Source organism: Paenibacillus sp. 2KB_20, assembly GCF_052115765.1.
Classification (GTDB): domain Bacteria; phylum Bacillota; class Bacilli; order Paenibacillales; family Paenibacillaceae; genus Paenibacillus_AQ.
Genome location: NZ_JBFRHH010000005.1, coordinates 354,154 through 378,793, shown reverse-complemented (window position 1 = coordinate 378,793; position 24,640 = coordinate 354,154). Strand labels below are relative to the sequence as shown.

Sequence of the window (24,640 nt, the reverse complement as noted above, 5' to 3'; positions counted from 1 at the left end):
GTAGCTGTAAAGGGCCCGCCTATGGTACGATATGAGGGATTGGCAAGCGACTTAGCTAGCAAATCGCCATGCCATCATAGACATCTGGATTGGGGATAACATCTTGAAGACATTTAAGAAAGTTTACATAGAAATTACGAGTATTTGTAATCTGGCTTGTACGTTCTGCCCGCCGACAGAGCGTAAGGCCAACTTCATTAAGGTCGAAGACTTTGCGAGAAGATTGGACGAGATCAAGCCGCATACGAGTTACATTTATTTGCATGTGAAGGGGGAGCCGCTGCTCCATCCGAAGATCGATGAGCTGCTGGATATTAGCCATGAAAAAGGGTTCAAGGTCAACATCACGACCAACGGCACGTTGATCGCGAAGAACCGGCATAAGCTGCTGGGCAAGCCGGCCTTAAGACAGATGAACTTCTCGCTCCACAGCTTCGACGGTCACGAAGGTTCAACAAATCGCGAGGGATATTTACGGGAGATTCTATCCTTTGTTCGTGCCGCGGAGGAACATAAAGTCATCTTCTCGTTCCGATTGTGGAATCTGACGCAGGACAACCAAACAAACCTGGAGAAGAGCCGGAACCGCCAGACGCTCGAAATTTTGGAGCAGGAATTTAATCTGGATTACCGAATCGAGGAAAAGGTTGAACCCGGCGGTGGTGTGAAGGTGGCCGACCGTGTTTATCTGAACCAGGATTATGAGTTCCAGTGGCCAAGTCTGACAGCACCGGAGGATGAAGGCAAAGGCTTCTGCCATGCGCTTCGCAGCCAGGCGGCCATTCTCGTAGACGGGACGGTCGTGCCGTGCTGTCTGGATGGGGAAGGGGTCATCAATTTGGGCAATATCCATCAGAAGTCCTTCTCGGATATCGTTGACGGGGAGCGGGCGAATAACCTCGTAGAGGGATTTTCGCGCCGGGAAGCCGTTGAGGAGCTATGCAGAAAATGCGGGTATCGGCAGCGGTTTGGGGCTTAAACAAGAGGCGGAGAAAAATTCCGCTTCTTTTTTTATACCGATGTATGGTATCGTTATGTGTTATGACGTAAAGGAACGGCTTGTGGAAACTCGATTATGAGATGCCCTATGTTACGTGATGAGACAATATAGGTATTCACCTTAAAGGAGACCCCATGACATTTCAAGATTTAAATATATCCCCCGTGATTCTCAAAGCTTTAGCGAAGGAGAATTACAAGACGCCAACGCCTATTCAGGCTCAGGCGATCCCGGCTGTGTTGGCCGGCAGAGATTTGCTGGGCTGCGCGCAGACCGGAACAGGGAAGACCGCCGCTTTTTCGGTACCAATGATCCAGTTGTTGAACGAACAATCCCCTAAACCGGGCATGTCGCGCCGTATTCGTGCGTTGGTGTTGTCGCCGACCCGGGAACTTGCCCTGCAAATTTCAGATAACGTGAAAGCCTACAGTCAGTTCACGAAGCTGCGTTCGACGGCCATTGTTGGCGGCGTTTCGCAAAAAACGCAGGAGCGGGCGCTACAGCAAGGAGCGGACATCCTCATTGCTACCCCAGGCAGACTCCTGGATCTTATGAATCAGAAGCGTGTCGATCTGCAGCATGTGGAGATCCTGGTGCTGGATGAGGCTGACCGGATGCTCGATATGGGCTTTATTCATGACGTAAAACGAATTATCGCCAAAATGCCGAGCAAAAGACAAACGCTGTTCTTCTCAGCTACCATGCCTGCGGAGATCACCCAACTTGTCAAAACATTATTGCAAAACCCTGTAAAAGTGGAAATCACGCCGGTTTCCTCTACAGCCGAACGAATCAAGCAATCGGTGTACCTGCTGGAAACAGGAAATAAACAGAAGCAATTGAATGAGCTGATGAAGGACCCGTCCATCGTGTCGGCCTTGGTCTTTACCCGTACAAAGCGCGGCGCTGACCGGGTTGTGCGCGACCTGACGAAGGTGAACATCTCGGCTCAAGCCATTCACGGGAATAAATCGCAGGTCAGCCGCCAGACGGCACTCAAAAATTTCAAAAGCGGGGAGACCCGTGTTCTGGTGGCTACAGATATTGCCGCCCGAGGCATCGATATCGACGAGCTGTCGCATGTCATTAACTTTAACCTTCCGAACATTCCGGAAACGTATGTTCACCGGATTGGCCGGACGGGGCGTGCGGGACTGAGCGGAACGGCGATATCGTTCTGCGAAGTTGACGAGGTGCCTTTTCTCCGCGATATTGAGAAGTTAATCGGAAAGTCCATACCCGAAGTGAAGGACCATGCTTTCCCGATGTCGGGATCATTAAGAGCAGCCAAGGTAGACCGATCGCCGAAATCGGGCTCGGGCAAGTCCGGCAAAGCCAAATCAGCAGCAGTTAGACCTGCTAAACCGAAGGCCGATACCACTCGCAAGCCAAAGACCGACACGGCTCGTAAACCGAAATCAGACGGAGCTCGCTCTTCGAGCACGAATTCGGCACGTAAGCCGAAAGCAGAAGCCGTCAGTAATCCGTATTCAGAGATGGCACGTAAGCTGAAAGTGGAAGCTAATCAGAAACCTAAGGACGGCCAAGCCCGTAAGCGTAAATCCGAGGGATTCAATAAGGGAAGCAAGTCCGGCAGACCCTCGTAAGCCGAAATAACGATGGTGGGATGACTTCATATGCAGGCATTCTCGGCATTTCTGACCATTATCCTAAACGTAGAAAGCACCCTGTCCCACTCGTGAAGTGGAAGGGTGCTTTTTTTGGAATGGAATGGGAGTTACGCGCTCTTTCTCCCCGCCAGAAACAGAAACAGTGGAATTCTGCGCCTGCGCTCATAGGTTTCTTCGTTTAAGAAATGTTCTCTCACAGGTCTGGATTCCCTAAGCTGCTCCACGATAAAGCCTGCTTCCTGCATCGCCCTGAAGTAATCCTCGACGGTTCGATGGTACTTCTGAACGGTGCCTCCGAGCCATTGCTGTTCCCGGTAGCCTTCGTTGAAGTAATGGTCCACGACCCAGTTCGTTCTTATGCCGGACGGCTCAAGCGTAGAGGTAATGACGGGATGCTCGACGGAGAAGACAAACCTGCCGTTCGGCTTTAAGCTCTGATGAATGCATTGAAAGACGTGTTCGATATCCTGCAGATAATGAATGGCGAGCCTGGAGAGCACCAGATCATAGTAATCGCGGGGATATGCAAAGTCCTCGATCCTCATGTGCGCAACGGTTCCATTGTTGTAATCGGCCAGGTTACTTGAGGCGGCTTCCACCATATTACGAGAGCCTTCAATCCCTATATACGCAGCACAACCTTTGTTGAGCAATTCCACGCCAAAGCCTGCATCGCCGCACCCTAGGTCCAATACATGCCGATCCGAGATATCCTCAAGCAGCTGCCAGATGACCGGCTTCTCTAGTGTATCGTTGGCGTTTTCCTGCCCTTGCCGCCGCTCCATGTACTTCTCGAAGTTCGTGTCGTTGTCATAAAAATCAGATCCGTGATAGCTCATAGGCACCTCCTGCTTGGAATCATCCTTACACTCGATATTTCAGAAGATCAGTTAGTCGTGCTAATCCACCTAAAACAGCCGTCTGCAAAATCCGGGGCGGTCCCTCGAGGTACCCATGATGAACAAGGGTCTTTCCCATCACACAGCTCACCTCGATCCGTTATTTTGGAAAAGATTGGGGATGTTTGCTCTTATGATTCATTATAACGGATCGTTCCTCTCGGAATAATACCCAGGCCACGATTAATATATAAATAACGGTGTCGATATGGATCTGGAGCATGGTGTGTTGGCCTATGAACTATTGATTCTGACGTCCGACAATAGATTGTTTGAAGTCGAAATTCTTGCAAAATCGGGAAGAATTTTAAAGGTTGAGGAAGAAGACGACACGGACTAAGGCTCCATTAGGCTGGAAAAAGCAAATAACCGAATGAGACGTGGATAAACCATCGTTTCGCTCGGTTTTTTATCTGTGGGGGATGTTACGTTTCGGTTGCTTCACCACCTCCAGACATCGTGTGATTTCCATGACGAAGAAGTGGAAGAATCATCAAGAATCCAGCGAGAAAACATGCGCCAGCTAAAACGTATACGTAGGTTAGTGACATGGTCTGCTTTAATAGCCCTGAGCATCCCATTGTGATCAGCATGGCTCCGGTCATGAGCGGCGTACGTACTCCGGTGACCCGACCGATGTAGGCTTGTTCCGTTTGCTGCATGACCAAGGAGTGGTTCCCGATAAAAATAGCCGGTTGCAGCAGCGCAATCAGGAATTGCGAGAGCATGGTCAGCCAGAGGACCGTCGACTGGCCCAGCAGGAGAATGCCCGCTCCGTTCACGATCAGTCCCATCATCAGTAACCGTCCGGGATCGATTCGGGATGCGAGCATAAACGTTACGATTCCACCCAGGATTTCGCCTACACCGTAAGGGATGGTAATCCACCGCAAGTCCTGAGCGGACAAGCCTAAGCGCTCGGTCACCAGAAATACGCTGAGCGGGGAGATCAATCCCACCCCAAGTCCCACAACCATGAAGCAGAGGCTTAGCCGCAGCAGGTCTCTTTTGAATAGAACATAACGAATGCCATCCGCCATATCATGAAGAACGGAGGGAACTGCTGTTGTCGTGTTTATAGACGCCTCTTGGTTTTTAGGCACAAACAGCATGGCTAGCGCAGATAACATGAACAATCCGCTCGTTAACACGAGAGCAGCCGACATGCCCCATTGCTGAAATACCCATGTGCCTAGAATCGGACCGATGATCATGAAGAGAGAGAACAGCGTTTGCAGCAGCGACATGCCAATTGAAGCATCCTCGTCCCGTACATGGATTTTGAACAGCTTCATGCCGGAGGGCTGGGCGAACTGCGACAGGATGGAAGAGCATAAGGTCGCGAAGAATACAGCGCCCCACGAGCCGGATTCCAGCATCAGAAACACGATGAGGACGGAGCAGGCACTGAGTATTTCGCACCAGACGATGGTTGCTTTGGGACGCCAACGGTCGGCGAACACACCCCCAATGAACGAAAACAGAAAGATCGGTCCATATTCCGCGACGGAAATCATGGAGATGGCAAAAGCATTCCCACCTGTCATGTCCATGACATACAGCAGAACCGCAAAATTTCGGATCCATATTCCGAGCTGGGAGCATACATTGGAAATCAGGATCGCTCGGACGAAGCCGTTGTGGAGCAAACGGATGGAGCTTGGCATAGTGATATTCCTCCTTACTGAATCAATGCTGGAACCTATTTTGCGCTCTCCTGTAAGGTGAGAGTCAATGGTCAACCGCCACCAGGATCGTGTAAAGTAGTATAAAAGGTGGTTGAGGAGGGGTGACATGTTTATCGTCAACGTAGAAGGGGCCGTCTGCAAGGACGGGCAGTGGCTGATGATTACGCGCAGCATGAAGGAAGAGCATGCGGGCGGAACACTTTCGTTAGCGGGAGGTAAAGTCGACAGGGAGGGGCACACACTGGATATTCTGGAGCGCACGGTGAAGCGGGAACTTTGGGAAGAAGTAGGCGTCGAGGTGAAGGAGAACGTCACGTACGTGTACAGTTCTTCTTTTGTAACGGACGATGACCGTCCTGTCATTAACATGGTGTTCTTGTGCGAGTATGATAAGGGGACGCCATACAGCAAGAGCTCGGACGAGGTAGAGTCGGTACAGTGGATGACGCTGTCCGAAATCATGAATCACCCGATGGCACCGCCGTGGACGAAGGAGAGTGTGCAAAGAGCGGAGGAGGCACGACGTAAGCTAACCTAAGTCAGGGAATAAAGAATCCAACGAATTGGCGGTGTGATAATGAGCAACCTATTGCAGGTCAGAGTGACCGGAATCCTGATTGAAGACGAACGTATTTTGCTGGTCAAACAGAGCGTTTCGTCAGAACGCGGCTGGTCGCTTCCCGGAGGAAGAGTAGAGCAGGGGGAAACCTTGGAGGAAGCCATGGTTCGGGAAATGGAAGAGGAAACCGGGCTAACTACAAAAGTGAAGAAGCTCCTATATCTATGCGATAAACCGGATTCATCGCCCTCACTGTTACATATAACGTTTTTGCTGGAACGCTTGGAGGGGGAGATCCGCCTCCCGTCGAATGAGTTCGATCTCAATCCCATCGGTGATGTGGCCCTGGTCCCGATCGCAGATTTAACGAGCCACGGGTTCTCCGAGAAGTTTATGACGATCGTTCAGCGCGGATTTCCGGAGTCAGGAAGCTATCAAGGGCTCAAAAGTAATATTGGATTATAAAGGAGAGGCACTGGTTTCATGAAAAACGTATTTATTGTGCGACATTGCAAGGCCGAGGGACAAGCACCCGACGCTCCGTTAACCGGGCAGGGTATTCAGCAAGCGCTTGAACTTGCGGAGTTTCTCTCTGATAAAGGGATTGATCATATTGTTTCGAGTCCTTACCGCAGAGCCTGCGATACGATAAAACCCTTGGCGAATCTCATTGGTGTGGAAGTTGTGATGGATGAGAGATTAACGGAGAGGGTTCTATCGGGTTGCAATGAGCCTGCTTGGCGGGAGATGCTTCGCCAAACTTATTGTGTTATGAAGGCGGGGAATCAAGTCGTACAGCCATGCATCGCGCCGTTCGTGTGGTGGAGGAGGTCCTGCAGAACTCTAGCCAGAATGCTGTCATCGTGTCGCATGGCAACCTGATCTCGCTTCTGCTGAAGTATTACGATAACCGGATCGGCTTCGACGAGTGGGAGGCGTTAACCAATCCCGACGTGTATCAGCTCAACTTCCATTCGGATGTACTCGTGATACAGCGGATATGGACCTCGTGAAGCACCAGGCACAATGTGACGTACCGTATGTAAAAAAGAGTTCATAAGCGTTTATTCCCTATATTTTCCGGTAGGCCGTCCCCTATAATGGAGTTGCACAGATATTCAGGCTGTATTTTCTACGATTCGTATAACAAAGAGAAATCGAATCTTGTACAAGCTGTGTGCAGGGGTTCGCAACAACATTAAAGAGATTATGAAATAAAGGGGATATGAAACATGGCCAAAACAAAACGGGGCCGCGCACTATGGAGTATGCCATCACGTGGCCGCGGCACATGCCCGGTATGCAGCACGTCTCGCATCAAGCTTCTCTACGTCGCCAACAAGTCGGACGGCACGGCGCTAAAGGTATGCAAGAGATGCCAGAATGCCGATCAGTCCAGAGTTGACGCAGCTGTCGTGTAAGATGAGGTTTGTAGGTTAACTGGATGTGAATAGGAAACTTGAGAAACGATTGTCATGCAGCAGCCCGCTCCTTACGAAAATGGAGCGGGCTATTTCATGTCCTGTGAATGAAGTTCAGGCGGTTACTTGCCGCCCTTCATGAAAACATGAATATGACGGACCTTTTCCCCGGTCATATCGCTCTTGTCATCGTCTGGCCATTTTTTAAAAAAAGAATGAGGTTTACTTTGAATTTCAGATGGGATAATATCTAATTTAATAAATAGCAAATTAGATGTTCGTCAAATTGTGTAGGGAGTGAACATATCCATGCAATTGGATAAGGTGGTTAGTTATCATAAGGCGCTTGCAGATCCGACGCGAATCAAAATGCTGATCCTGCTAGCCGAAGGCGAATTGAACGGACAGGTTCTGGCCGAGAAGATCGGTGTCACGCCGGCAACGATCACGCACCATGCAGCGAAGCTGCGGGAAGCGAGCCTGATCAAAGAGCGCAGGGATAAGAACACGATCTATTTCTCGTTAAACCATTATTTCATCAAAAATAGTGCAACGGCTACGGAAAATCTAATCTACCAAAGAGTGAGGCCCGAGGGCGTCCCCGAGCGCTTGGAGGAAGAAGATCAGCGGACGAGGGACGCTGTTGTGAACCATTTTTTCACATCCGACGGGAAGCTGAAGAGCATCCCTGCCCAACTGAAGAAGAAACTTATCGTGCTTACACATTTGGTATCCCGGCTGGAGAAGGGACGTAAGTACACCGAGAAGGAAATCAACGAGTTTATTCAGGGTTACCATGAGGACTTTGCGACTCTTCGCCGGGAGTTTATCATGCATCATTTCATGTTCAGAGACAACGGGGTATATGAGCTCAATCCGCAAGAGATGTGGGCACGGTGGGAGGATCTATCCTAAATGAAAGAGGATTCTCCGCTATCCCTACAACGGATAGGATTTCGAGCAGCAGGTCTCGGAGCAAGTCCTTAAGAGAGCCGGTCATTTCTATATTCCAGTCACGGAAGAGGCAGGCGACCGTATGGTTTATCCTGCTTTTTCATCTGGAAACCAGCAGACATGGAAATCCGGTCTCATGGCAGACTATAAAAACTAATCCCTTTTTCATTCAGATCATTAACAACACTTATAAGTTCCGGCATGTTTCTTCCAAGTCGATCTAATCGCCAAACAACGATTGTGTCTCCGCTTCGAACAAAATCTAATGCCTCAGTTAATCCGTCCCTTTTCTTTTTAACTCCACTCACTTTATCTACAAAAATTCTCTCACGACCAAAGGTCATATAAAAAAACAAAACAACTCCATTAACTTATCTCTTAGGAAGGATAATGTTCTATGCAATGGTTTTAATCTTTTAAATGGATATTAATATTTCAATACTACTTGACATGTGAATGAATTATCGGTATGGTGTGAATGAGTTCACACTTCATATTAAGGAGTAATCTATGCCAAAAAATACTTTCTATCGTTTAGATGAAGCAAGGCGCGAGGAAATATCTAATAACGCTATGCATCTTTTTGTTGATAATCTTTACGAGGATATAACTATGAAGATGGTTTTGGATAGTTTGTCCATGCACCCCGGAACATTTTATCGGTATTTTGAAGACAAAGATGACCTTTATTGTCTCTTAGTACGTAATGTCACCCAGAAAAGAGCTGCGTATTTTAATAACAGTAATGAAGATTCCCTTTACCGGTTTTTCCTTACTGGCTTATTTGGTAACGTTAATGGCACTGTGACCGAGCCGCTGAATGAGTTGGAAATCAAACTCACTAAAACATTTTTAAACATTCCTGAGAACGTTTTACTTAAAGTATATCTGAATGTGCTAAAGGGCGAGTCATTCCCTTTAATCAAGGACATTTTACGCCGAATGAGGGTTGATGGATATCTCCGACCTGATATTGACGACGACCTGATTTCTTTTATGTTTGAGTCAATGCAGTTTAATTTAGTCATGTTTTTTAGGGAATTCGATATTAAGGACTCTACGCTGCAACATAAGCTTAGCAAGTACTTTGCTGACTTTATGAGTCATGGGCTGCTTGAAGATCATAAATATTCTGAAATGGTTAGCGATATCAAGAAAGCCAGGGAGTAGATATGATTCACTGAAGATAGGATGTAATCGTTTCACCGTTTTGAAAAGTGCTCATAGCGCAGTGTATGTATTTCATATTCGCCACTATTAATTAAGGGGGAACAAGAAAATGAAAACGTATGACGCATTTCCAGAACCAATTGGCGGCTATACTGTCGGTCGAACCCAGATGGATTTTGAGTACACGGCATCAGATCACTCCAAAAGAGAACTGACGGCGTTTGTGTACTATCCGTCCGACAGCAGCGAAGGTAAGACTACATCAACGTACATGTTTCCTGAAGTCTACGAGATGTTTAATGAGCAGCCACTTATCACTGCGTTGAAGGATGTTTTCTCTATAGATATCAAGACCCAGTGTTACGACGACCTTGCTCTCTCCGGGAAAGAAAAGCGCTATCCGGTGTTATTCTATGTTTGCGGCGGGGGCGGTTCTCCAGAATGGGGTACAGTGATCTGTACAGACTTGGCAAGCATGGGATATGTTGTGGTAAGCATCGGCCATCAGAATAGCACGATGTATAAGCGTAAAGATGGGCGCCTGTTTAATGTATCAAAGGATTTTTCGGATGTCATTATGGCGTTTTCTGAAGATCCGGAGATGCTGGCGTTGGCTGGTAAGATGGAGATGCGGCCTGACGATGAAACTGCCATTGAGATGTGCCGTAACGTGCTTACACTGCCGATACTTGCCAAGGTAACAGAGTATAGTGAATTACAGGCAGAAGATGTAAGGTATGCAGCCGATTATCTTTACAAACTGGACTCTGGAGAACTGAATTCCATCTTTAAGGGCAGATTGTTGCTTGACATCGGCATGGGCATAGTCGGACATTCTTATGGAGGGCTTACGACGGCGATGGTTTGCCGGGACGACGACCGGTTCGCCTGTGGGATTGGCTTGGATAGCGGTGCGTTCGGCCTTCAGGGCAGCGACCTTAAGAAACCCTTCTTGCTACTGTTTTGTGAACCTAACTATAACATGAATGCGATAATTGGCGCTAACAATAGCATGGAAACCTATTATTTCTCTGTTGATCGTGTTGCGCATTTAGATTACTGCGACATCGTGTTTACCAGTGTTAATGAGGAACTCAGAGGCGAACGGGATGCTATGGAGATGCGAAATCTTGTTACAGACTATACGAAGAACTTTTTTGATCATTACTTACTGCAGAAGGCTGCAAGTGTGGAAAGTCTGGCATACGATGGCGTGGACTTGATCAAGAAGACCAGCAACAAGTGACATAACCGAGAGGTTGCTGATAAACGCATATCAAAGAGCTAGCCGTACAGATACAAAGCCGATAACCCTATTACGCGGTTATCGGCTCTCTCATATTTCAGGCATTGTTTTCTATTTGAAGTATCTATTTCTGTCTTAGCTTGACATCATTCCACCTAAAAAATTGCAAATGCTATTTTTAAAAATATTCATATTGAAACCTGCCATGACTATGTCCTTTCATACTTCGCTACCTGATTGCCGTCAGCCGAAATATTATGAAAATTTCTGTTCGATAAAAGTTTTAACATACCACTGCTCACGGTACAGATGTCCTTGCAGTGCTGTTCAATATAGTCCACTACTCGGCGCAGGGATAGGTTGTAATCGTTGACAGAATAAATGTCGCTTATGACTGTTTCCCCTTTGTTTTGCTGAATGAGGCACTCCAACAAAAAAACACCGCTTATCATCTCTTTGCAGTTTGCAATAAGTTCTTCCTGCGATTCGCCCAAGGTAGGTGCGTCTATTTTAAATGGCGCAATGCCCTCTGAAACTCCTCATGATCACTGGACAACGGTCATAACGAATCTGGTAGTTTAATTCCCCGGTAACGTTTACAATAGGGAATATAAGGGTTAAATGCCAAGTGAGGTGATTGGATGGAAGTCTACCGCTGCATGAACCATCCCGAGAGGGAGGCCGTCGCTCAGTGCACGCGCTGCGGAAAGCCGGTATGCGAGGAATGCCATAATCCGGAGACAGGCCGCTGCCGCTATCGCTGCGGTGAGATGAACCCCGCTCCCGGCATGCCGGGACGGCCTAGGAACGTATGGGTGACCGTAATCGTCTCCATACTGGCTATCTTGGGCGGTCTTGCGCTGCTGCTGCTGACGATCTGCGGAGCCATACTGTTTTCTTATTAACGCACGTGTTCCTAGTTCCGACAAGCGCAATTTTCAAATCAGTTATTATTTCAAGGAGTGGACAGATGGAGTTTCCTGTTTATTTGTACCTGGGTTCCTGGCGGATTCATCCACATGTGTTGTTTGAATCGCTGGCTTACTTTATCGGCTTCCGCGTGTATTTATGGACCCGCAGGCCGAGCGGCATGACCAAGCTGATGAGCCTGCAGATTCTGGCTGGAATCATCGCCGGCGCGGCCATTGGCTCCAAGCTGCTATTTTGGCTGGAGGATCCGGCTGCCACTTGGGAACAGCTGCGCCAGTTCCACCTGCTATGGGGAGGCAAGACGATTGTCGGCGGTCTTCTGGGCGGATTGATCGGCGTCGAGCTGACAAAGCGCTTGGTGGGATGGAAGCATTCCACGGGCGACGATTTTGTTTACCCGCTGATGCTGGGCCTGGGACTCGGACGGATCGGCTGTTTTCTGACCGGCCTGGATGACCATACCTATGGCACACCGACGACCTGGTTCACAGGCGTGGATTTTGGCGACGGGGTTTATCGCCATCCGACTCAGCTGTATGAGATCCTGTTCCTGATCGTGCTGGCCTTGCTGCTGCTTCCGCTGTACCGCCAAAGCCGCGGCAAATCCACTCGCGAGGGCTACGTGTCCGGGCGGATGTTTCAATGGTTTATGGCCGGGTACCTGCTGTTCCGCCTGGTGATCGACTGGATCAAACCGACGCCGCATCCTTACCTGGGACTGAACAATATCCAATTAGCCTGCATAGCGGGCCTCATCTATTATGCATGGCTGATCGGTGGCAGAAACCGGCTTCGCCGCTTCACGCCGGGTTCCCATCTTCCAAGCTGACCAAAGGAGTTTTGATTATGCCAAAAAACCGGCCTTATCTGTATCATGAACTGACGAATAGCATATGCACGACTTGTTACCGCAAAGTGGAAGCCAAGATCATCGAGGAGAACGGCATGATCTATATGCTCAAAAGATGCCTCGTTCACGGTCCGGAAAAAGTGCTGATCGCCACAGAGGCCGATTATTACCATCAGACGCGAAAGTTTATCAAGCCGTCCGAAATGCCGCTTGTCTGGAATACGCCGATCCGTTACGGCTGTCCTTATGACTGCGGGCTCTGTCCGGACCATGAGCAGCACAGCTGCCTCACGCTGCTTGAGATCACGGACCACTGCAATCTGCAGTGCCCGATCTGCTTCGCGGAGTCGTCGCCGCATCGTACCTCGTACCGGTCGCTAACGCAGATCGAATTCATGCTCGACCGAATCGTGGAGAACGAGGGGGAGCCTGACATCGTTCAAATCAGCGGTGGCGAGCCGACGACGCATCCGGATTTCTTTGACATCCTGGACATGTGCAAGAGCCGTCCGATCAAGCATATTATGGTGAACACAAACGGCATCCGCATTGCCCAGGACCGTGATTTTGCGCGGAGGCTGGCCGAGTACATGCCAGGATTCGAAATTTACCTGCAATTCGACAGCTTTGAGGCGCATGTGCTGAAGGAGCTGAGAGGGGCCGATCTGCGGCGCATCCGCCAGCAAGCCATCGACCATCTGAATGAATTCAATATCTCCACGACACTGGTCGTCACGCTGAAGAAAGGCCTCAATGACGGCGAAATCGGAGATATCATTCAGTATGGGCTTCAGCAAAAAGCGGTGCGCGGCGTCACCATTCAGCCGATTCAGGCTGCGGGCCGGCTGGAGGGGTATGATCCGGCAACCGACCGGCTGACCGTGAGCGAAGTGCGGCGGATGATCATCGACCAGTCCGAGGTATTTACGGATGCGGACATTCTGCCGGTTCCTTGCCACCCGGATTGCCTGGCCATGGGTTACGCCTTGAAGCTGGGCGGGGAAGTGCTGCCGTTGACGCGAATGATCGACCCGGAAATTCTACTGGAGGGCGACAGCAACACGATTGTGTTTGAGCAGGATCCGGTGATCCGAGGCAAAATGTTTGAGCTGCTGTCGACCGGCCATTCGCCGCAATCCTCGGCGCTTTCCCTGAAGAGCCTGCTCTGCTGTCTGCCGCTAGCCGCCGTGCCGGAGCAGATTACCTATGACAACGTCTTCCGGGTCATTATCATGCAGTTCCTGGACGCCCATAACTTCGACGTCCGTTCCGTCAAGAAATCCTGCGTCCACATCATGCATCCCGACGGACGAATGATCCCGTTTGACACCTACAACATGTTCTACCGAGACGACAAGGAAGAGCTGCTGAAGGAGCTGAAGGAAGAGGTTGCCACCGCATGGGACCGGTAAGAAGGCTCTGAAATTATGGCTCAATGGCTCTGAAACTGGAGCGGATGAGGCGATATAACACATGAGAAGAAGATAAGCGCTTTGGATTCCTAATCATTCCTAACTACATAGGGAGGCGAGAATTGTGCAGAACAATGTTCCTGAACCTGAGAAGGTATCCCCTTATCAGTTGGATCAGAACATGAAGATCGAGAACCATGGAGCGGACGAACGGATATGGTATTCCCCCCAGAGGGGGCCGTTTCAGGTATCCGGATTTGGCTGGTTCCACACAGAACGCAAATATCGCAGACTGCCTGCGGTACCGGAGGTTTACATCCGACCTGAGGTGGATGCGTTAGCGAACTGCACATCGGGCGGTCAGATCCGCTTTCGCACGAATTCGCGGAGCGTGTCGGTCCGCGTATGTTTGACCGCTGGCTCCAGTATGTACCACATGCCCCCAACGGGGGAGTGCGGCGTGGATGCGTATATCGGCGGCCCCGGCCATTGGCTGCATGCGGGAACGGCTCGTTTTCAGGCCGGTCAGGTGGAGTATGAGAGCAGCATCTTTGATTCCGAGACAAGCGCGGCACGATCATTCCTCCTGAATATGCCCTTGTACCAGGGCGTCGAAGAGATATGGATTGGACTTGAACCAGGGGCCGAGGTTTGGGCACCGGAATCCTATGATTCTTCCAAAAAAGTGATTGTATACGGAACATCCATTACGCAAGGCGGATGCGCGTCACGGCCCGGCATGTCGTATACAAACATCTTAAGCCGCAGGTTTCATCTGGAGTTTATCAATTTGGGTTTCTCGGGCAACGGAAAAGGGGAGTCGGAGCTTGCGGTACTGGCGGCTCAAATTCCGGAACCCGCATGTCTCGTCATTGATTACGAGGGTAACGCCGGGGGCACTGAGTCTTATCGACAGACCTTGCCTCTATATATCGAGACTTACCGCAAGGTTCATCCGGAGGTTCCCATCATCTTGATATCCCGCATCCGCCATGGAGCCGAGTCGTTTAAACCGGAGATTCTCGAAGGGCGGCTCGCGCGGAAGAAGTTCCAGATGGATCTTATCCGGCAGCTGACCGAGGCGGGAGATCATAACCTAACGTTTGTCGATGGATCGGATTGGTTAGGTGATGATCCCGGGGAAACGACGGTTGACGGGGTTCATCCGACGGACCTCGGCTTCAAGCTGATGGCGGACCGGCTTGAGCCTGTGCTCAGGCAAGTGATTGGCGATAGTGCATCTGCAGCAGGGCGATAAGGCAGTCAACAGGTTCAAATGTTGGCGTATGGGTGGAGTATCGTAAACGCAATGAAATCGAAATCTGTGACCATTGGGCCAGGCCAATGAGCCTTATGGCGCGGATCTATGGAATCTTTACCAAAAATGGTACAAGTCTATTATAGGTTCTAACAAATTTGTTACATCCTACTTGCGTTATGACGATAATATAGAATAATATGAAGGGGCGCGGCTTTCATAGAGGGGACCCGCGCTTTTTTGCTATCTAACTTGCCTGGACACCTTCTTATCGGAAGCCCCCCCTGTAAGAGAGTGTTATGACGCGGAAGGCCGGCATGCCTTAAGGGTTTACAGGCTTGAGATGCGCATTTTCATATTTTCAATGTATAATAGAAGAAATCATTCAAATAGGAGCTAGGAAATGAAAAAGCTAGGAAGAAACGATCTATGTCACTGCGGAAGCGGGAAAAAGTACAAAAGATGTTGTCTTGAAAAAGATGAACGCACGGTATACGGTAAAGTCATCCAGTTCCCTGGTGCGAGAGCAGAAGAGCCTAAGCTGCAGGTCGATCAATTGCGTCAGATGATTAACGACAAGCTGGGATGGATGGACTGGAACGCTGATGAGCATCGCGAGCTTGCCGAGTCTGTGTTTCCTCAGATCTGCCGGGATTATGAGCTGCAGGATGATCAGCAGCTGTTTCAAGTGTTCAGCCTCCTGATGGTCTGGAACAGCTTCTCCAGAGAAGCCAATCCGAAGTACCGTAAACAGGGCGGATATGCAAGTGCGTTGGAATATATAGTAACTTCATCGCTGAACATTTCAACAACGAAGTCCGATATCGCGAAGAAGCATGAGGTTTCCGTTGCTACGTTGACCCGCAACAGCGGTCAGATTCAAGACTTCATGGATGGCGTAGCGGCGTCCGGTGACGACGCAAACGTCGAGGATGAGGAATCCGAGAGCGAAGCGGACAAGGACTTGTCCCTGGGACACTAGCATTGCTAAAGTGAAGGATCCAATAGCATGAGTGCGGCATTTGCGCATTCGGTTTCATAGCGTGACCGCTCCTACTCATGTGGGGCGGTCATTTTGCGTTTATCCATAGTCGACGTTTTCGCAAGGCTGCTTTCCCGATCTAGGCGGAGGCTCCGCGTGAACCCGTCAGCAGCCAGCCTAATGCAATACCATACAGTAGATGACCGGCCAGCCAGAACAGAAGAGCAGCGAGGTCGGATAACTCCGGTGTGTGAACCGACAAGACCGTAGTCGGATACAGGAGAAGCCCTACGGTCAAACAGACCAGGGAGACCCAGGACAAGCTTCGTCCGCGGGACCAATTCTTCTGCTTCAAAAAGATGGTCAGAGCGATGCTCAGCAGGACGGAGATGATGAGGTGCAGCGCAAACTCGCTAATTTCGGAGAGCTTCAGCTCATTCAGGACAGGTACGTAGTCAATGTTTAGGAGCAGCGTGTAAACCTTCAATGAGGTGAAATGCTCTACGATTTTCAGGAACAGCCCGAGGAGAATGCCGGCGGTGATGCCAGCCCATACTGGCCTGTTCAACCTGAATTTACTCCACATGAGCGACGCCCCCTTTTTTGTTCATTGTATAATACCTGTCGATCCGATGCGAAACGAATATTCGCTGTACAACATTTGAACGAATCGAGCGAAAACGATGGCAGGCGCATAAATGTACATATAAAAAATAACCGGACTCATCCCCTCAATGCAGGAGAAGATGTCCGGTTATTCGTATTTAGCCTGTTATTTCACACGGCGCTTTGCAGCAGCAGGGAGCCGGGCAGTTCGATCTGGTATCCTTTGACAAGATGTTCGCCGTTAAACGTATCCGTATCATATGCCCGTTCAAAGCCAAGCCGCTCATAGAGTTTCACCGCAGAGGCCATCATGTCGGAGGTATGAAGATTCAGCGTGGTTGCACCGAGCTGGATCGATCTGCGGGCAGCCTCTTGAATCAGAAGCGTGGCGATGCCGCGTCCCCGGGAACCCGGAGATACGGCTAGAAGGCGAATAATGGGCGAGTGAATCCCCATTTCCGGTTTTCCGTAAGCGGCCTCCGAGGAGAGGAAGAGCTGGACGCTGCCCACGATTTCCCCGTCAAGCTCGGCGACGATCCGGGCATGCGGCGCATGGCTGTACGCGGAATTCCTGATGGAATCCCGATATTCCTCCCATCGCTCCGTAGACAGATCGAAGGCATACTGCTGATAGGATTCCAGCATTATAGCAGCAACAGCCTCTCGTTCCCACTCATGAGCATCCCGTATGATCACTTCCTGCATTGAATTCATCGTTCCCACTCCTTTTTTAGGTCATTACAGTTTCAGAGGATACGGTCATATCCTGATAAGGTGAGATTAGTATAGCAGCTTATTCCTATTAAACACATTGGAAAACAAAATTATTAATGCTGTCATTAAAAAAATCTATATGCATATTTGGATTGACAATAATTTGCCAACTGCCTAAGATAAGGATAATTTATAAGGAAATTGCGGTCCTAAAACCATCTATATTCATTGGAATAATGAGTATAATGATGTCCGGAGGTGTTAGTTTGAACATCGAAAATATCGAGGCCTTTGTCTACATCAATCATTACGGCAGCTTCAATAAGGCGGCAGACGTCCTGTTTCTGTCCCAGCCGACGGTGACCGCACGCATCCAGTCACTGGAGAGAGAGCTCGACTGCAGGCTGTTCGACCGTTTGGGTAAACAGATTCATCTGACCGACAAAGGCAAACAATTCCTCCCCTATGCCCAGCAGATCGTCCAAACCTTTCAAAAAGGAAAGCACCACCTTCAATCGAAAGCTTCCATGCCCAATGAGCTCAGAATTGGAAGCACCGTTTCGGTATCCAATTACTTAATGCCTTATCTGCTTATGGTGCTCAACCGCCGGTTTCCCGAGATGAACTTCAAGTTGACAACAGGTCCGACGGAAGAGCTGGCCGGCAAGCTCTCGTCCAAGGATATCGATCTGGCTTTCGTCCGCAAGCTGATGAATCCGGCGTTTCAATCCTATCCCTTTTTCGAGGACCCCATCCGCTTGTATGTATATAAGGATCATCCGCTCGCTGCTGCCGGGAGAGCCTCCATTCGGGATATCCGGCGCGAGACGCTGGTCTTCTTCGAGTGCGGTTCATTGGACTGGTTGCGGATTCAACGGGTATTCGAGAGTCTGGAACAGCCACCGAACATCGTGTTTCAGGTGGATAATTCCGAGACGGCGAAGAAGCTCGTGCTGGGGCGGGCGGGGATCTGCTTTCTACCGGGTCTTTGCGCTCAGCAGGAGGTAGCCGAGGGAAGCCTGATTCCCGTGGATATAGCCGAAACGGCAGGCATTTTCCTGCAAACCCATCTCATCTCCTTGAACGGACAGAATAATGAGTTTCTGGATTCTTTGCTGGAGCTCGGTCGGGAATTGTCCTATTGATGATTTGCATGGATGAATAGAAAAACTCTATTAGACGCGTTCCCCAAATCGCGGTAAAGTTAGTGACAACATAATTCTTACTAAATCCATAGGAATTATTTATTTGTGGATGGGGACAAGATCGAAAGGGGATGAGGTCGTGAAGAAATCAATCGTAGCAGCTGTTGTCATCGCATTGGCAGGGGTGATCGTCGGATGCGGAGCAGACACGAAGAGCGGAGAAGCGAAGAAGGACAGCAAGGTGAACGAAGCGGAAGGAAAAGTAACGAAGATTGTTGTCGGCACCGGCACGGCCTTCCCGAGAATTTGCTTTATTGACGAGAATGGTAAGCTGACCGGCTTTGACGTTGAGCTGGTGCGGGAGATCGATAAACGTTTGCCGGAATATGAGTTCGAGCTGCAGACCCAGGAGTTCTCCAATCTGCTGCTGAGCCTGGAAACGAGGAAAATTGATTTTGTAGCTCACCAGATGGAGAAGAATCCGGAGCGAACGGAAAAGTACCTGTTCAATAAAGAGCCGTACGCCCATTGGCGAAATAAAATCATCGTCTCTAAGGAGAACGACTCCATTCAATCGCTGGATGATTTGAAGGGGAAAAAGGTGCTGACCGGTGCAACCAGTGCGGCTGCACAGATTCTGGAAAACTACAACCAGAACAATAACGATGCGATCCATATTGTCTATCAGAACGGTGCGGCGAATGATACCGTAAGCCAGATTACGACAGGCCGGGTGGTTGCAACCGTTGGGGCGGACTTTACGCTGCCGCTGATCGATCCGCAAGGAAAGCTGAAAACAACGGGTGATCACCTGTCGGAGGCCGATATTCTGTTCGTATTCCGCAAAGACGATCCGGACAGCCAGAAGCTGTCGGATGCGGTTGACGATGCGATCAGGGAGCTTAAATCGGATGGAACGCTGACTAAGCTGAGCAAGGAATGGCTGGGAGACGACTTTACGTCGTCGAATCCATGATGAGATAACCATGCAAGAAGGGAGAAGGATTCATGGGTGCACCGTTCGATTTCTCGTATGTGCTTAGCTTTTTGCCTAAACTCTTGTCGACCTTAGGCGTCACGCTGCTGATCGTGGCAGGCTCTCTGCTGGTGGGGATCGTTGTCGGATTTCTGGTTGCCCTTCCCCGCCTGTACCGGATTCCGGTGCTGAACGCGTTTGCCAAGGTGTACATTTCGTTCTTCAGGGGAACGCCGATCCTGATCCAGCTCTTCTTGTTCTATTATGGTCTGCCGGAGATCCTGAAGCTTGTTCATATCGACATGTCCCGGGCGCCTGTCATGGTATTCGTGATCTTGACCTACGGGCTTCATACCGGAGCCTTCATGTCGGAGATGATCCGGGCCTCGGTAACGGCGGTGGACAGAGGTCAGGTAGAGGCGGCGTATGCCATGGGGATGAAACGACATCAAGCCTTCCTTCGGATCGTCCTCCCCCAGGCGCTCGCGATCGCCGTTCCGGTATTTTCGAATATGGTGATTGCCCTGCTGAAGGATACTTCACTGGCGTTCACCCTCGGGCTAATGGAGATGACGGGAAAAGCGCAAACTCTAGGCAATATCACCCAGCATTTTATCGAGGCCTATCTGGCGCTGGCTTTCATCTATCTTGTCATCAGCTTTACGCTGGAGAAACTGCTGCTGCGTGCGGAATGGCGTCTGATGCGCCATGAGGTACCGGAGTCGGCAGCCCGTGAAAGATTCCGTATGCAAAAGAAAGGGGCCTACCGCCGCATCATCGCCGGAATGAGACCTGATAAAGGAGGAGCGGAGCTGTGAAAATCGATCCATTCTTCATATGGACGGCATTCGTAAACTTGCTGTCCGCGATCCCGACAACGCTGTTGATCACCGCCGTATCGGTTACGGCCGGATTTATGATCGGGCTGATCGCGGCGTTTGTCAGGATCTATAAAGTGCCGGTGCTCAGCCAGATCGCTGCAGCCTACGTGACCTTTATCCGGGGTACTCCCATGCTGACGCATCTGCTGCTGATCTATTTCGGGCTGCCGGTGCTGGTGGATGCGCTGTCCGCACAGATGGGCTGGGGCTTTAAGTCATCCTCCATTCCGATGATCTGGTTCGCGTTCCTATCGTTCTCGATTACGGCAGGCGCGTATATGTCGGAAGTGATCCGCTCGGGCCTGCTCGCGGTAAACCGGGGGCAGCTGGAGGCAGCTTATTCAATCGGCATGACGACGTGGCAGGCGCTGCGCAGGATCGTATTCCCCCAAGCCTTGGCCGTCAGCCTACCAAACCTGTCCAATTCGGTCATCGGCATGCTTCACGGCTCGACCTTGGCATTTACCGTGTCGGTTGTGGACATTAACGCGCAGGCACAGATCGTGGCATCGACCAATTGGAAGTTCTTCGAATCCTACCTGGCCGCGGCAGCTATTTTCTGGGGGCTTACACTCCTCATCGAAAGACTGACCGCAGTCATCGAGAAACGAATCAATCTCTACAATCGGGGGGGCGTCGCATGATTCAACTGACCGATATATCAAAGTCCTACGGCAAGAACGCGGTGCTGAAATCGATTGATCTGACGGTAAACAAAGGGGAAGTGGTGGTGATCCTGGGGCCGAGCGGTTCGGGCAAAACCACGCTGCTGCGCTGCGTGAATTATCTCGAGAAGCCGAATGGCGGCGAGATTGCCATCGGTGATTACCGCCTCGATTGCAAGCGGGCCACGAAGAAGGAAATTCATGACCTCCGCCAGCGATCGGCCATGGTGTTTCAGCAGTACAATCTGTTCAAACACAAGACCGCGATCGAGAACGTGATGGAAGGCCTGGTCGTCGTCAAAAAAATGCCGAAGGCCGAGGCGAGGGAGAGAAGTGTCGCCCTGCTCGAAAAGGTCGGTCTGGCCGATAAGCTGGATGCCTATCCGAGTCAGCTCTCGGGCGGGCAGCAGCAGCGGGTGGGCATTGCCAGGGCATTGGCCCTAGAGCCGGAGGTGATCCTGTTCGATGAGCCGACGTCGGCGCTCGACCCGGAGCTGGTGGGCGAGGTGCTTGCGGTGATTCGCAAAATCGCGAAGGAAGGGATTACCATGATCGTGGTGACGCATGAGATGGGCTTCGCGAGGGATGTGGCGAATCACGTCGTGTTCATGGACGAAGGCGTGATTGTGGAGCAGGGGACTCCGTCCGAGCTGTTCCATCATCCGCGGGAAGAACGAACCAAGCAGTTCCTGAAGCGGATCACGCCTGAGCTTAACTACAGCATTTAGGAGGTCAACCAATATGGGGATTACGATAAGCGTGCTTGACCAAAGTCCAATATATCCGGGCGAAACGGCAGCGGAGGCGTTCACGCATACCGTGCAGCTTGCTCAAAAGTCAGAGGAGCTCGGCTTCCGGCGCTTCTGGGTATCCGAGCACCACGATTCGGACCAAGTAGCAGGGTCTTCGCCGGAAGTGCTCATTTCTTACCTGTTAGCTAAAACCCAAACCATTCGCGTGGGTTCCGGCGGCGTCATGCTGCAGCATTACAGTCCTTATAAGGTAGCGGAGAATTTCAACGTGCTGGCCGCGCTCGCGCCGGGACGCGTGGATCTGGGCATCGGGCGCGCGCCTGGCGGGTTGCCGCGCAGCACGCAGGCGCTGCAGCGGGGCGTGCAGGAGCAGGAGTCGTTAACCGATAAGATCGTCGAGCTTAGCCAATTTGTGCATAACACGCTGGAAGAGGACCATCCGCTCGTCGGGCTGCGTGCCGCTCCGCTGCCGGAGACCGCCCCCGAGCTGTACGTGCTGGGGGCCAGCGCAGGCAGCGCGGAAATTGCGGCCGGACTCGGCCTGCCCTATGTGTTCTCCCTCTTCATCAACGGGGAGGAATCCGCGGCGTTGGAAGCCATTCGTGTTTACCGAAGCACATTTGACTACTCCCATGGCAGGGAACCGGAAATTCTTGTTGCACTGTCCGTAATCGTGGCTGATACGGAGGTGGAAGCGGCGGAGCTGGCAGGGGCAATGAAGCTGGTAAAGATTCATTTGGCCAGCGGCCGGACGCTGACGCTGGGTACGAGGGAACAGGCGGAAGAATTCGGACGCCAGGCAGGCGAACCGTATACGATCGAGGAACAGGAACCGTTCATCACCAAAGGGACGAAGGAGACCGTGCGTGAACAGCTGCTCCGGCTTCAGCAGGCTTCGGGTGTTGACGAAATCATCGTCACCAGCAACATACAGCCCTTTGCCAAGCGAATCCGCTCATTCGAGCTGCTGAGCGAGGCGTTGGCTGAGGTTCCTGCCGAAGCGTAATGGAATCGGTCATAGGTACGTGACTATTTAGGAGGTTTTACGAATGCCAAGCCATGTTTTATCCACGGATATAGACATCCATCGATTTATTGAGATCCGGCGCCATCTGCACCGGTACCCGGAGCTGTCGAACGAGGAGTTCGAAACGACGCGGCTGATTAGGGGCTGGCTCGAGGAAGCCGGGATACGGGTCACGGAGTTTCCGCTCGCCACAGGCATAATCGCCGAAGTCGGCGGACTTCAAGAGGGGCCGATCATTGCGCTGCGAGCGGACATCGACGCCCTGCCGATCCAGGAAGAGACGGGGCTTCCGTACGCCTCGACGATTCCCGGCAAAATGCATGCCTGCGGGCACGATTTCCATACGGCTGCCCTGATCGGGACGGCTTATGCTCTGAAGCAGCGGGAGCAGGAGCTGAGAGGAACCGTGCGGTTGATCTTTCAACCGGCCGAGGAGAAAGCCATGGGCGCAAGGCAAGTCATCGACAGCGGGGCGCTCGAAGGCGTGCAGGCGATCTTCGGCATGCATAACAAGCCGGACCTGCCTGTCGGGACCATCGGCATTAAGGAGGGCCCGCTGATGGCCGCCGCCGACGGCTTCGTGGTTGAAGTGGCGGGCAAGGGGTCCCATGCGGCCGTGCCGGAAGCGGGCCTTGACCCGATCGTGACCGCATCGCATATCATTACGGCGCTCCAGTCGATCATAAGCCGGAATGTGAGCCCTCTGAAGAGCGCCGTCATCAGTGTCACGAAGCTGCACAGCGGGACCGCCTGGAATGTGATCCCGGATAAAGCGCTGCTGGAAGGGACCATACGCACCTTCGATGACGACGTCAGACTGCAGGTGCTTGAACGATTCGGCCAGGTGGTTCAAGGCGTGGCCGCAGCTTTCGGAACGACGGCTGCCGTACGCTGGATCGAGGGACCGCCGCCGGTCCATAATGACCGCAAGCTGGCGGAGCTCGGTTATGTCGCTGCTGCCGAAGCGGGATATGAGGCGGTGATACCGGTTCCTTCGCCGGCCGGGGAGGATTTTGCGGTGTACCAGCGTGAGGTTCCCGGGTTGTTTGTTTTCATGGGGACGGCAGGCACGCAGGAGTGGCACCATCCGGCGTTTGATCTGGATGAGCGGGCGATTCAGGTCAGCATCGATTTCTTCACGAGGCTGGCGGAGCGGGCACTCAGGCATTACAACTCCGGCGGGGAGACTTCGCTATTGTCATCACCATCACCATCGCCATCGCCTTAAGGAGTTCCTTCTGTCGCTGTCATTCGAAAGGAAGCACCGATGCATGTTTCAAGCATTATCGTTATGAGGCCCCGAACATGAACCGCAGCGCGATGTGAAGGGCAGCTTCTTGTTGTTGTTTATATCGAAGAGTCATTATCGAGTTTGTATTGGAGGAGATCGAATGAGTGAGTTCCCTATCGAAGCCTTTGTTAATACGCATGATCAGCTGCTGGCCGCCGTTGCTGGCCTTAGCGAGGATCAACTCCAATGGAAGCAGGCACCGCATATATGGAGCGTACAGGAGGTGCTCTCCCATCTGGTGGATCACAGCATCGTGATCTCGTTCCGGATTCGGGACATTCTGGCCGGGACAACGGTCCAACTGCCTGCGTTTAATCAGGATGCCTGGGTCAACGGCCAATATTCGAACGAAGGCAGAGCCGCGGATATTTTGGAAGCATTCCGGGCGCTGCTGCACTACAACAGCTTGCTGCTTCGCCGCTTGAGCGCAGCCGATACGATCAAAACCGGCATCAATATCAAAGGGGAGACCGTCAGCGTTTCGGATATCGTCAGCGGGTTTACCCGCCACGTACAGAATCATCTCGGACAGATCGAACGCATTAAACTGGCTGCAGCTCCCGTGTGAGCAGATGATCCTAAG

General features: G+C 51.3%; 25 protein-coding genes and 2 pseudogenes. 22 read left to right on the top strand and 5 right to left on the bottom strand.

Annotation, left to right across the window (positions count from 1 at the left end; translation table 11 throughout):
- The first annotated feature begins 103 nt into the window (after window positions 1–103).
- Both AB4124_RS16280 and AB4124_RS16275 read left to right on the top strand, forming a co-directional pair.
- Complete coding sequence (locus AB4124_RS16280; protein WP_098742173.1) at window positions 104–979, top strand: radical SAM/SPASM domain-containing protein; 876 nt, start codon at window positions 104–106, stop codon at window positions 977–979.
- 155 nt (window positions 980–1,134) lie between these two features.
- A complete protein-coding gene (locus AB4124_RS16275; protein WP_441973492.1) occupies window positions 1,135–2,607 on the top strand; it encodes a DEAD/DEAH box helicase in 1,473 nt (490 codons plus the stop codon).
- Window positions 2,608–2,738: 131 nt separating this feature from the next.
- On the opposite strand, the gene AB4124_RS16270 is transcribed toward AB4124_RS16275, so the two are convergent.
- On the bottom strand, window positions 2,739–3,470 hold the full coding sequence (locus AB4124_RS16270; RefSeq protein ID WP_441973491.1) for a class I SAM-dependent methyltransferase: 732 nt from the start codon (window positions 3,468–3,470) through the stop codon (window positions 2,739–2,741).
- 485 nt (window positions 3,471–3,955) lie between these two features.
- Window positions 3,956–5,197 (bottom strand): MFS transporter, encoded by a 1,242-nt coding sequence (locus AB4124_RS16265; protein ID WP_441973490.1) that lies wholly within the window; start codon window positions 5,195–5,197, stop codon window positions 3,956–3,958.
- Between the two features lie 127 nt (window positions 5,198–5,324).
- On the opposite strand from AB4124_RS16265, the gene AB4124_RS16260 reads away from it, so the two are divergent.
- The 5 genes and pseudogenes from AB4124_RS16260 to AB4124_RS16240 all read left to right on the top strand — a co-directional run bounded on the left by AB4124_RS16260 (window position 5,325) and on the right by AB4124_RS16240 (window position 8,113).
- Window positions 5,325–5,756 (top strand): NUDIX hydrolase, encoded by a 432-nt coding sequence (locus AB4124_RS16260; protein ID WP_441973489.1) that lies wholly within the window; start codon window positions 5,325–5,327, stop codon window positions 5,754–5,756.
- A 39-nt stretch (window positions 5,757–5,795) separates the two neighbouring features.
- Complete coding sequence (locus AB4124_RS16255) at window positions 5,796–6,242, top strand: NUDIX hydrolase (RefSeq protein ID WP_441973488.1); 447 nt, start codon at window positions 5,796–5,798, stop codon at window positions 6,240–6,242.
- Window positions 6,243–6,260: 18 nt separating this feature from the next.
- Window positions 6,261–6,790 (top strand): annotated as a pseudogene (locus AB4124_RS16250) (histidine phosphatase family protein).
- 219 nt (window positions 6,791–7,009) lie between these two features.
- Window positions 7,010–7,198, top strand: coding sequence for a hypothetical protein (locus tag AB4124_RS16245; protein WP_074961888.1), 189 nt, complete (start codon window positions 7,010–7,012; stop codon window positions 7,196–7,198).
- Window positions 7,199–7,507: 309 nt separating this feature from the next.
- Entirely contained in the window at window positions 7,508–8,113 is a 606-nt protein-coding gene (locus tag AB4124_RS16240; RefSeq protein ID WP_339270849.1) for a DUF2087 domain-containing protein, read from the top strand.
- A 179-nt stretch (window positions 8,114–8,292) separates the two neighbouring features.
- Here AB4124_RS16240 and AB4124_RS16235 read toward each other — a convergent pair.
- A pseudogene (locus tag AB4124_RS16235) lies at window positions 8,293–8,496 on the bottom strand (recombinase family protein); the annotation flags it as partial.
- A 166-nt stretch (window positions 8,497–8,662) separates the two neighbouring features.
- Between AB4124_RS16235 and AB4124_RS16230 the strand changes: the two are divergent.
- The 7 genes from AB4124_RS16230 (at window position 8,663) to AB4124_RS16200 (ending at window position 16,000) form a co-directional block, all read left to right on the top strand.
- Window positions 8,663–9,322, top strand: a complete 660-nt coding sequence (locus AB4124_RS16230; protein WP_339270851.1) for a TetR/AcrR family transcriptional regulator — start codon at window positions 8,663–8,665, stop codon at window positions 9,320–9,322.
- Window positions 9,323–9,431: 109 nt separating this feature from the next.
- Window positions 9,432–10,568 (top strand): alpha/beta hydrolase, encoded by a 1,137-nt coding sequence (locus tag AB4124_RS16225; protein ID WP_441973487.1) that lies wholly within the window; start codon window positions 9,432–9,434, stop codon window positions 10,566–10,568.
- A 641-nt stretch (window positions 10,569–11,209) separates the two neighbouring features.
- Window positions 11,210–11,473, top strand: coding sequence for a B-box zinc finger protein (locus AB4124_RS16220; protein WP_100540465.1), 264 nt, complete (start codon window positions 11,210–11,212; stop codon window positions 11,471–11,473).
- A gap of 65 nt (window positions 11,474–11,538) precedes the next feature.
- The gene (locus AB4124_RS16215) at window positions 11,539–12,327 is read left to right on the top strand and encodes a prolipoprotein diacylglyceryl transferase family protein (protein WP_441973486.1); all 789 of its coding nucleotides are present in this window, start codon (window positions 11,539–11,541) and stop codon (window positions 12,325–12,327) included.
- Window positions 12,328–12,344: 17 nt separating this feature from the next.
- Window positions 12,345–13,760: a radical SAM protein gene (locus tag AB4124_RS16210; protein WP_076322754.1), complete on the top strand. Its 1,416-nt coding sequence runs from the start codon at window positions 12,345–12,347 to the stop codon at window positions 13,758–13,760.
- A gap of 124 nt (window positions 13,761–13,884) precedes the next feature.
- Entirely contained in the window at window positions 13,885–15,018 is a 1,134-nt protein-coding gene (locus AB4124_RS16205) for an SGNH/GDSL hydrolase family protein (protein ID WP_441973485.1), read from the top strand.
- Between the two features lie 403 nt (window positions 15,019–15,421).
- Complete coding sequence (locus tag AB4124_RS16200) at window positions 15,422–16,000, top strand: YecA family protein (protein WP_076322755.1); 579 nt, start codon at window positions 15,422–15,424, stop codon at window positions 15,998–16,000.
- A gap of 139 nt (window positions 16,001–16,139) precedes the next feature.
- Here AB4124_RS16200 and AB4124_RS16195 read toward each other — a convergent pair whose 3' ends face one another.
- Complete coding sequence (locus tag AB4124_RS16195) at window positions 16,140–16,586, bottom strand: hypothetical protein (RefSeq protein WP_441973484.1); 447 nt, start codon at window positions 16,584–16,586, stop codon at window positions 16,140–16,142.
- A gap of 191 nt (window positions 16,587–16,777) precedes the next feature.
- Complete coding sequence (locus tag AB4124_RS16190; RefSeq protein WP_441973483.1) at window positions 16,778–17,320, bottom strand: GNAT family N-acetyltransferase; 543 nt, start codon at window positions 17,318–17,320, stop codon at window positions 16,778–16,780.
- A gap of 266 nt (window positions 17,321–17,586) precedes the next feature.
- On the opposite strand from AB4124_RS16190, the gene AB4124_RS16185 reads away from it, so the two are divergent.
- The 8 genes from AB4124_RS16185 to AB4124_RS16150 all read left to right on the top strand — a co-directional run bounded on the left by AB4124_RS16185 (window position 17,587) and on the right by AB4124_RS16150 (window position 24,625).
- The gene (locus AB4124_RS16185; protein WP_076322758.1) at window positions 17,587–18,465 is read left to right on the top strand and encodes a LysR family transcriptional regulator; all 879 of its coding nucleotides are present in this window, start codon (window positions 17,587–17,589) and stop codon (window positions 18,463–18,465) included.
- Between the two features lie 139 nt (window positions 18,466–18,604).
- The gene (locus AB4124_RS16180) at window positions 18,605–19,441 is read left to right on the top strand and encodes a transporter substrate-binding domain-containing protein (RefSeq protein ID WP_441973482.1); all 837 of its coding nucleotides are present in this window, start codon (window positions 18,605–18,607) and stop codon (window positions 19,439–19,441) included.
- 32 nt (window positions 19,442–19,473) lie between these two features.
- Window positions 19,474–20,259 carry an amino acid ABC transporter permease gene (locus AB4124_RS16175; protein WP_441973481.1) on the top strand — a complete coding sequence of 262 codons (786 nt, stop codon included), beginning with the start codon at window positions 19,474–19,476 and terminating at the stop codon, window positions 20,257–20,259.
- Window positions 20,256–20,966, top strand: coding sequence for an amino acid ABC transporter permease (locus AB4124_RS16170; protein WP_076322760.1), 711 nt, complete (start codon window positions 20,256–20,258; stop codon window positions 20,964–20,966). Before AB4124_RS16175 ends, AB4124_RS16170 begins: the two co-directional genes overlap by 4 nt.
- Complete coding sequence (locus tag AB4124_RS16165) at window positions 20,963–21,715, top strand: amino acid ABC transporter ATP-binding protein (RefSeq protein ID WP_441973480.1); 753 nt, start codon at window positions 20,963–20,965, stop codon at window positions 21,713–21,715. The genes AB4124_RS16170 and AB4124_RS16165 overlap by 4 nt, the downstream gene beginning before the upstream one ends.
- A gap of 13 nt (window positions 21,716–21,728) precedes the next feature.
- Entirely contained in the window at window positions 21,729–22,745 is a 1,017-nt protein-coding gene (locus tag AB4124_RS16160) for an LLM class flavin-dependent oxidoreductase (RefSeq protein ID WP_441973479.1), read from the top strand.
- A gap of 43 nt (window positions 22,746–22,788) precedes the next feature.
- On the top strand, window positions 22,789–23,994 hold the full coding sequence (locus AB4124_RS16155; protein WP_441973478.1) for a M20 peptidase aminoacylase family protein: 1,206 nt from the start codon (window positions 22,789–22,791) through the stop codon (window positions 23,992–23,994).
- 163 nt (window positions 23,995–24,157) lie between these two features.
- Window positions 24,158–24,625: a DinB family protein gene (locus AB4124_RS16150; protein ID WP_441973477.1), complete on the top strand. Its 468-nt coding sequence runs from the start codon at window positions 24,158–24,160 to the stop codon at window positions 24,623–24,625.
- Window positions 24,626–24,640: the final 15 nt, after the last annotated feature.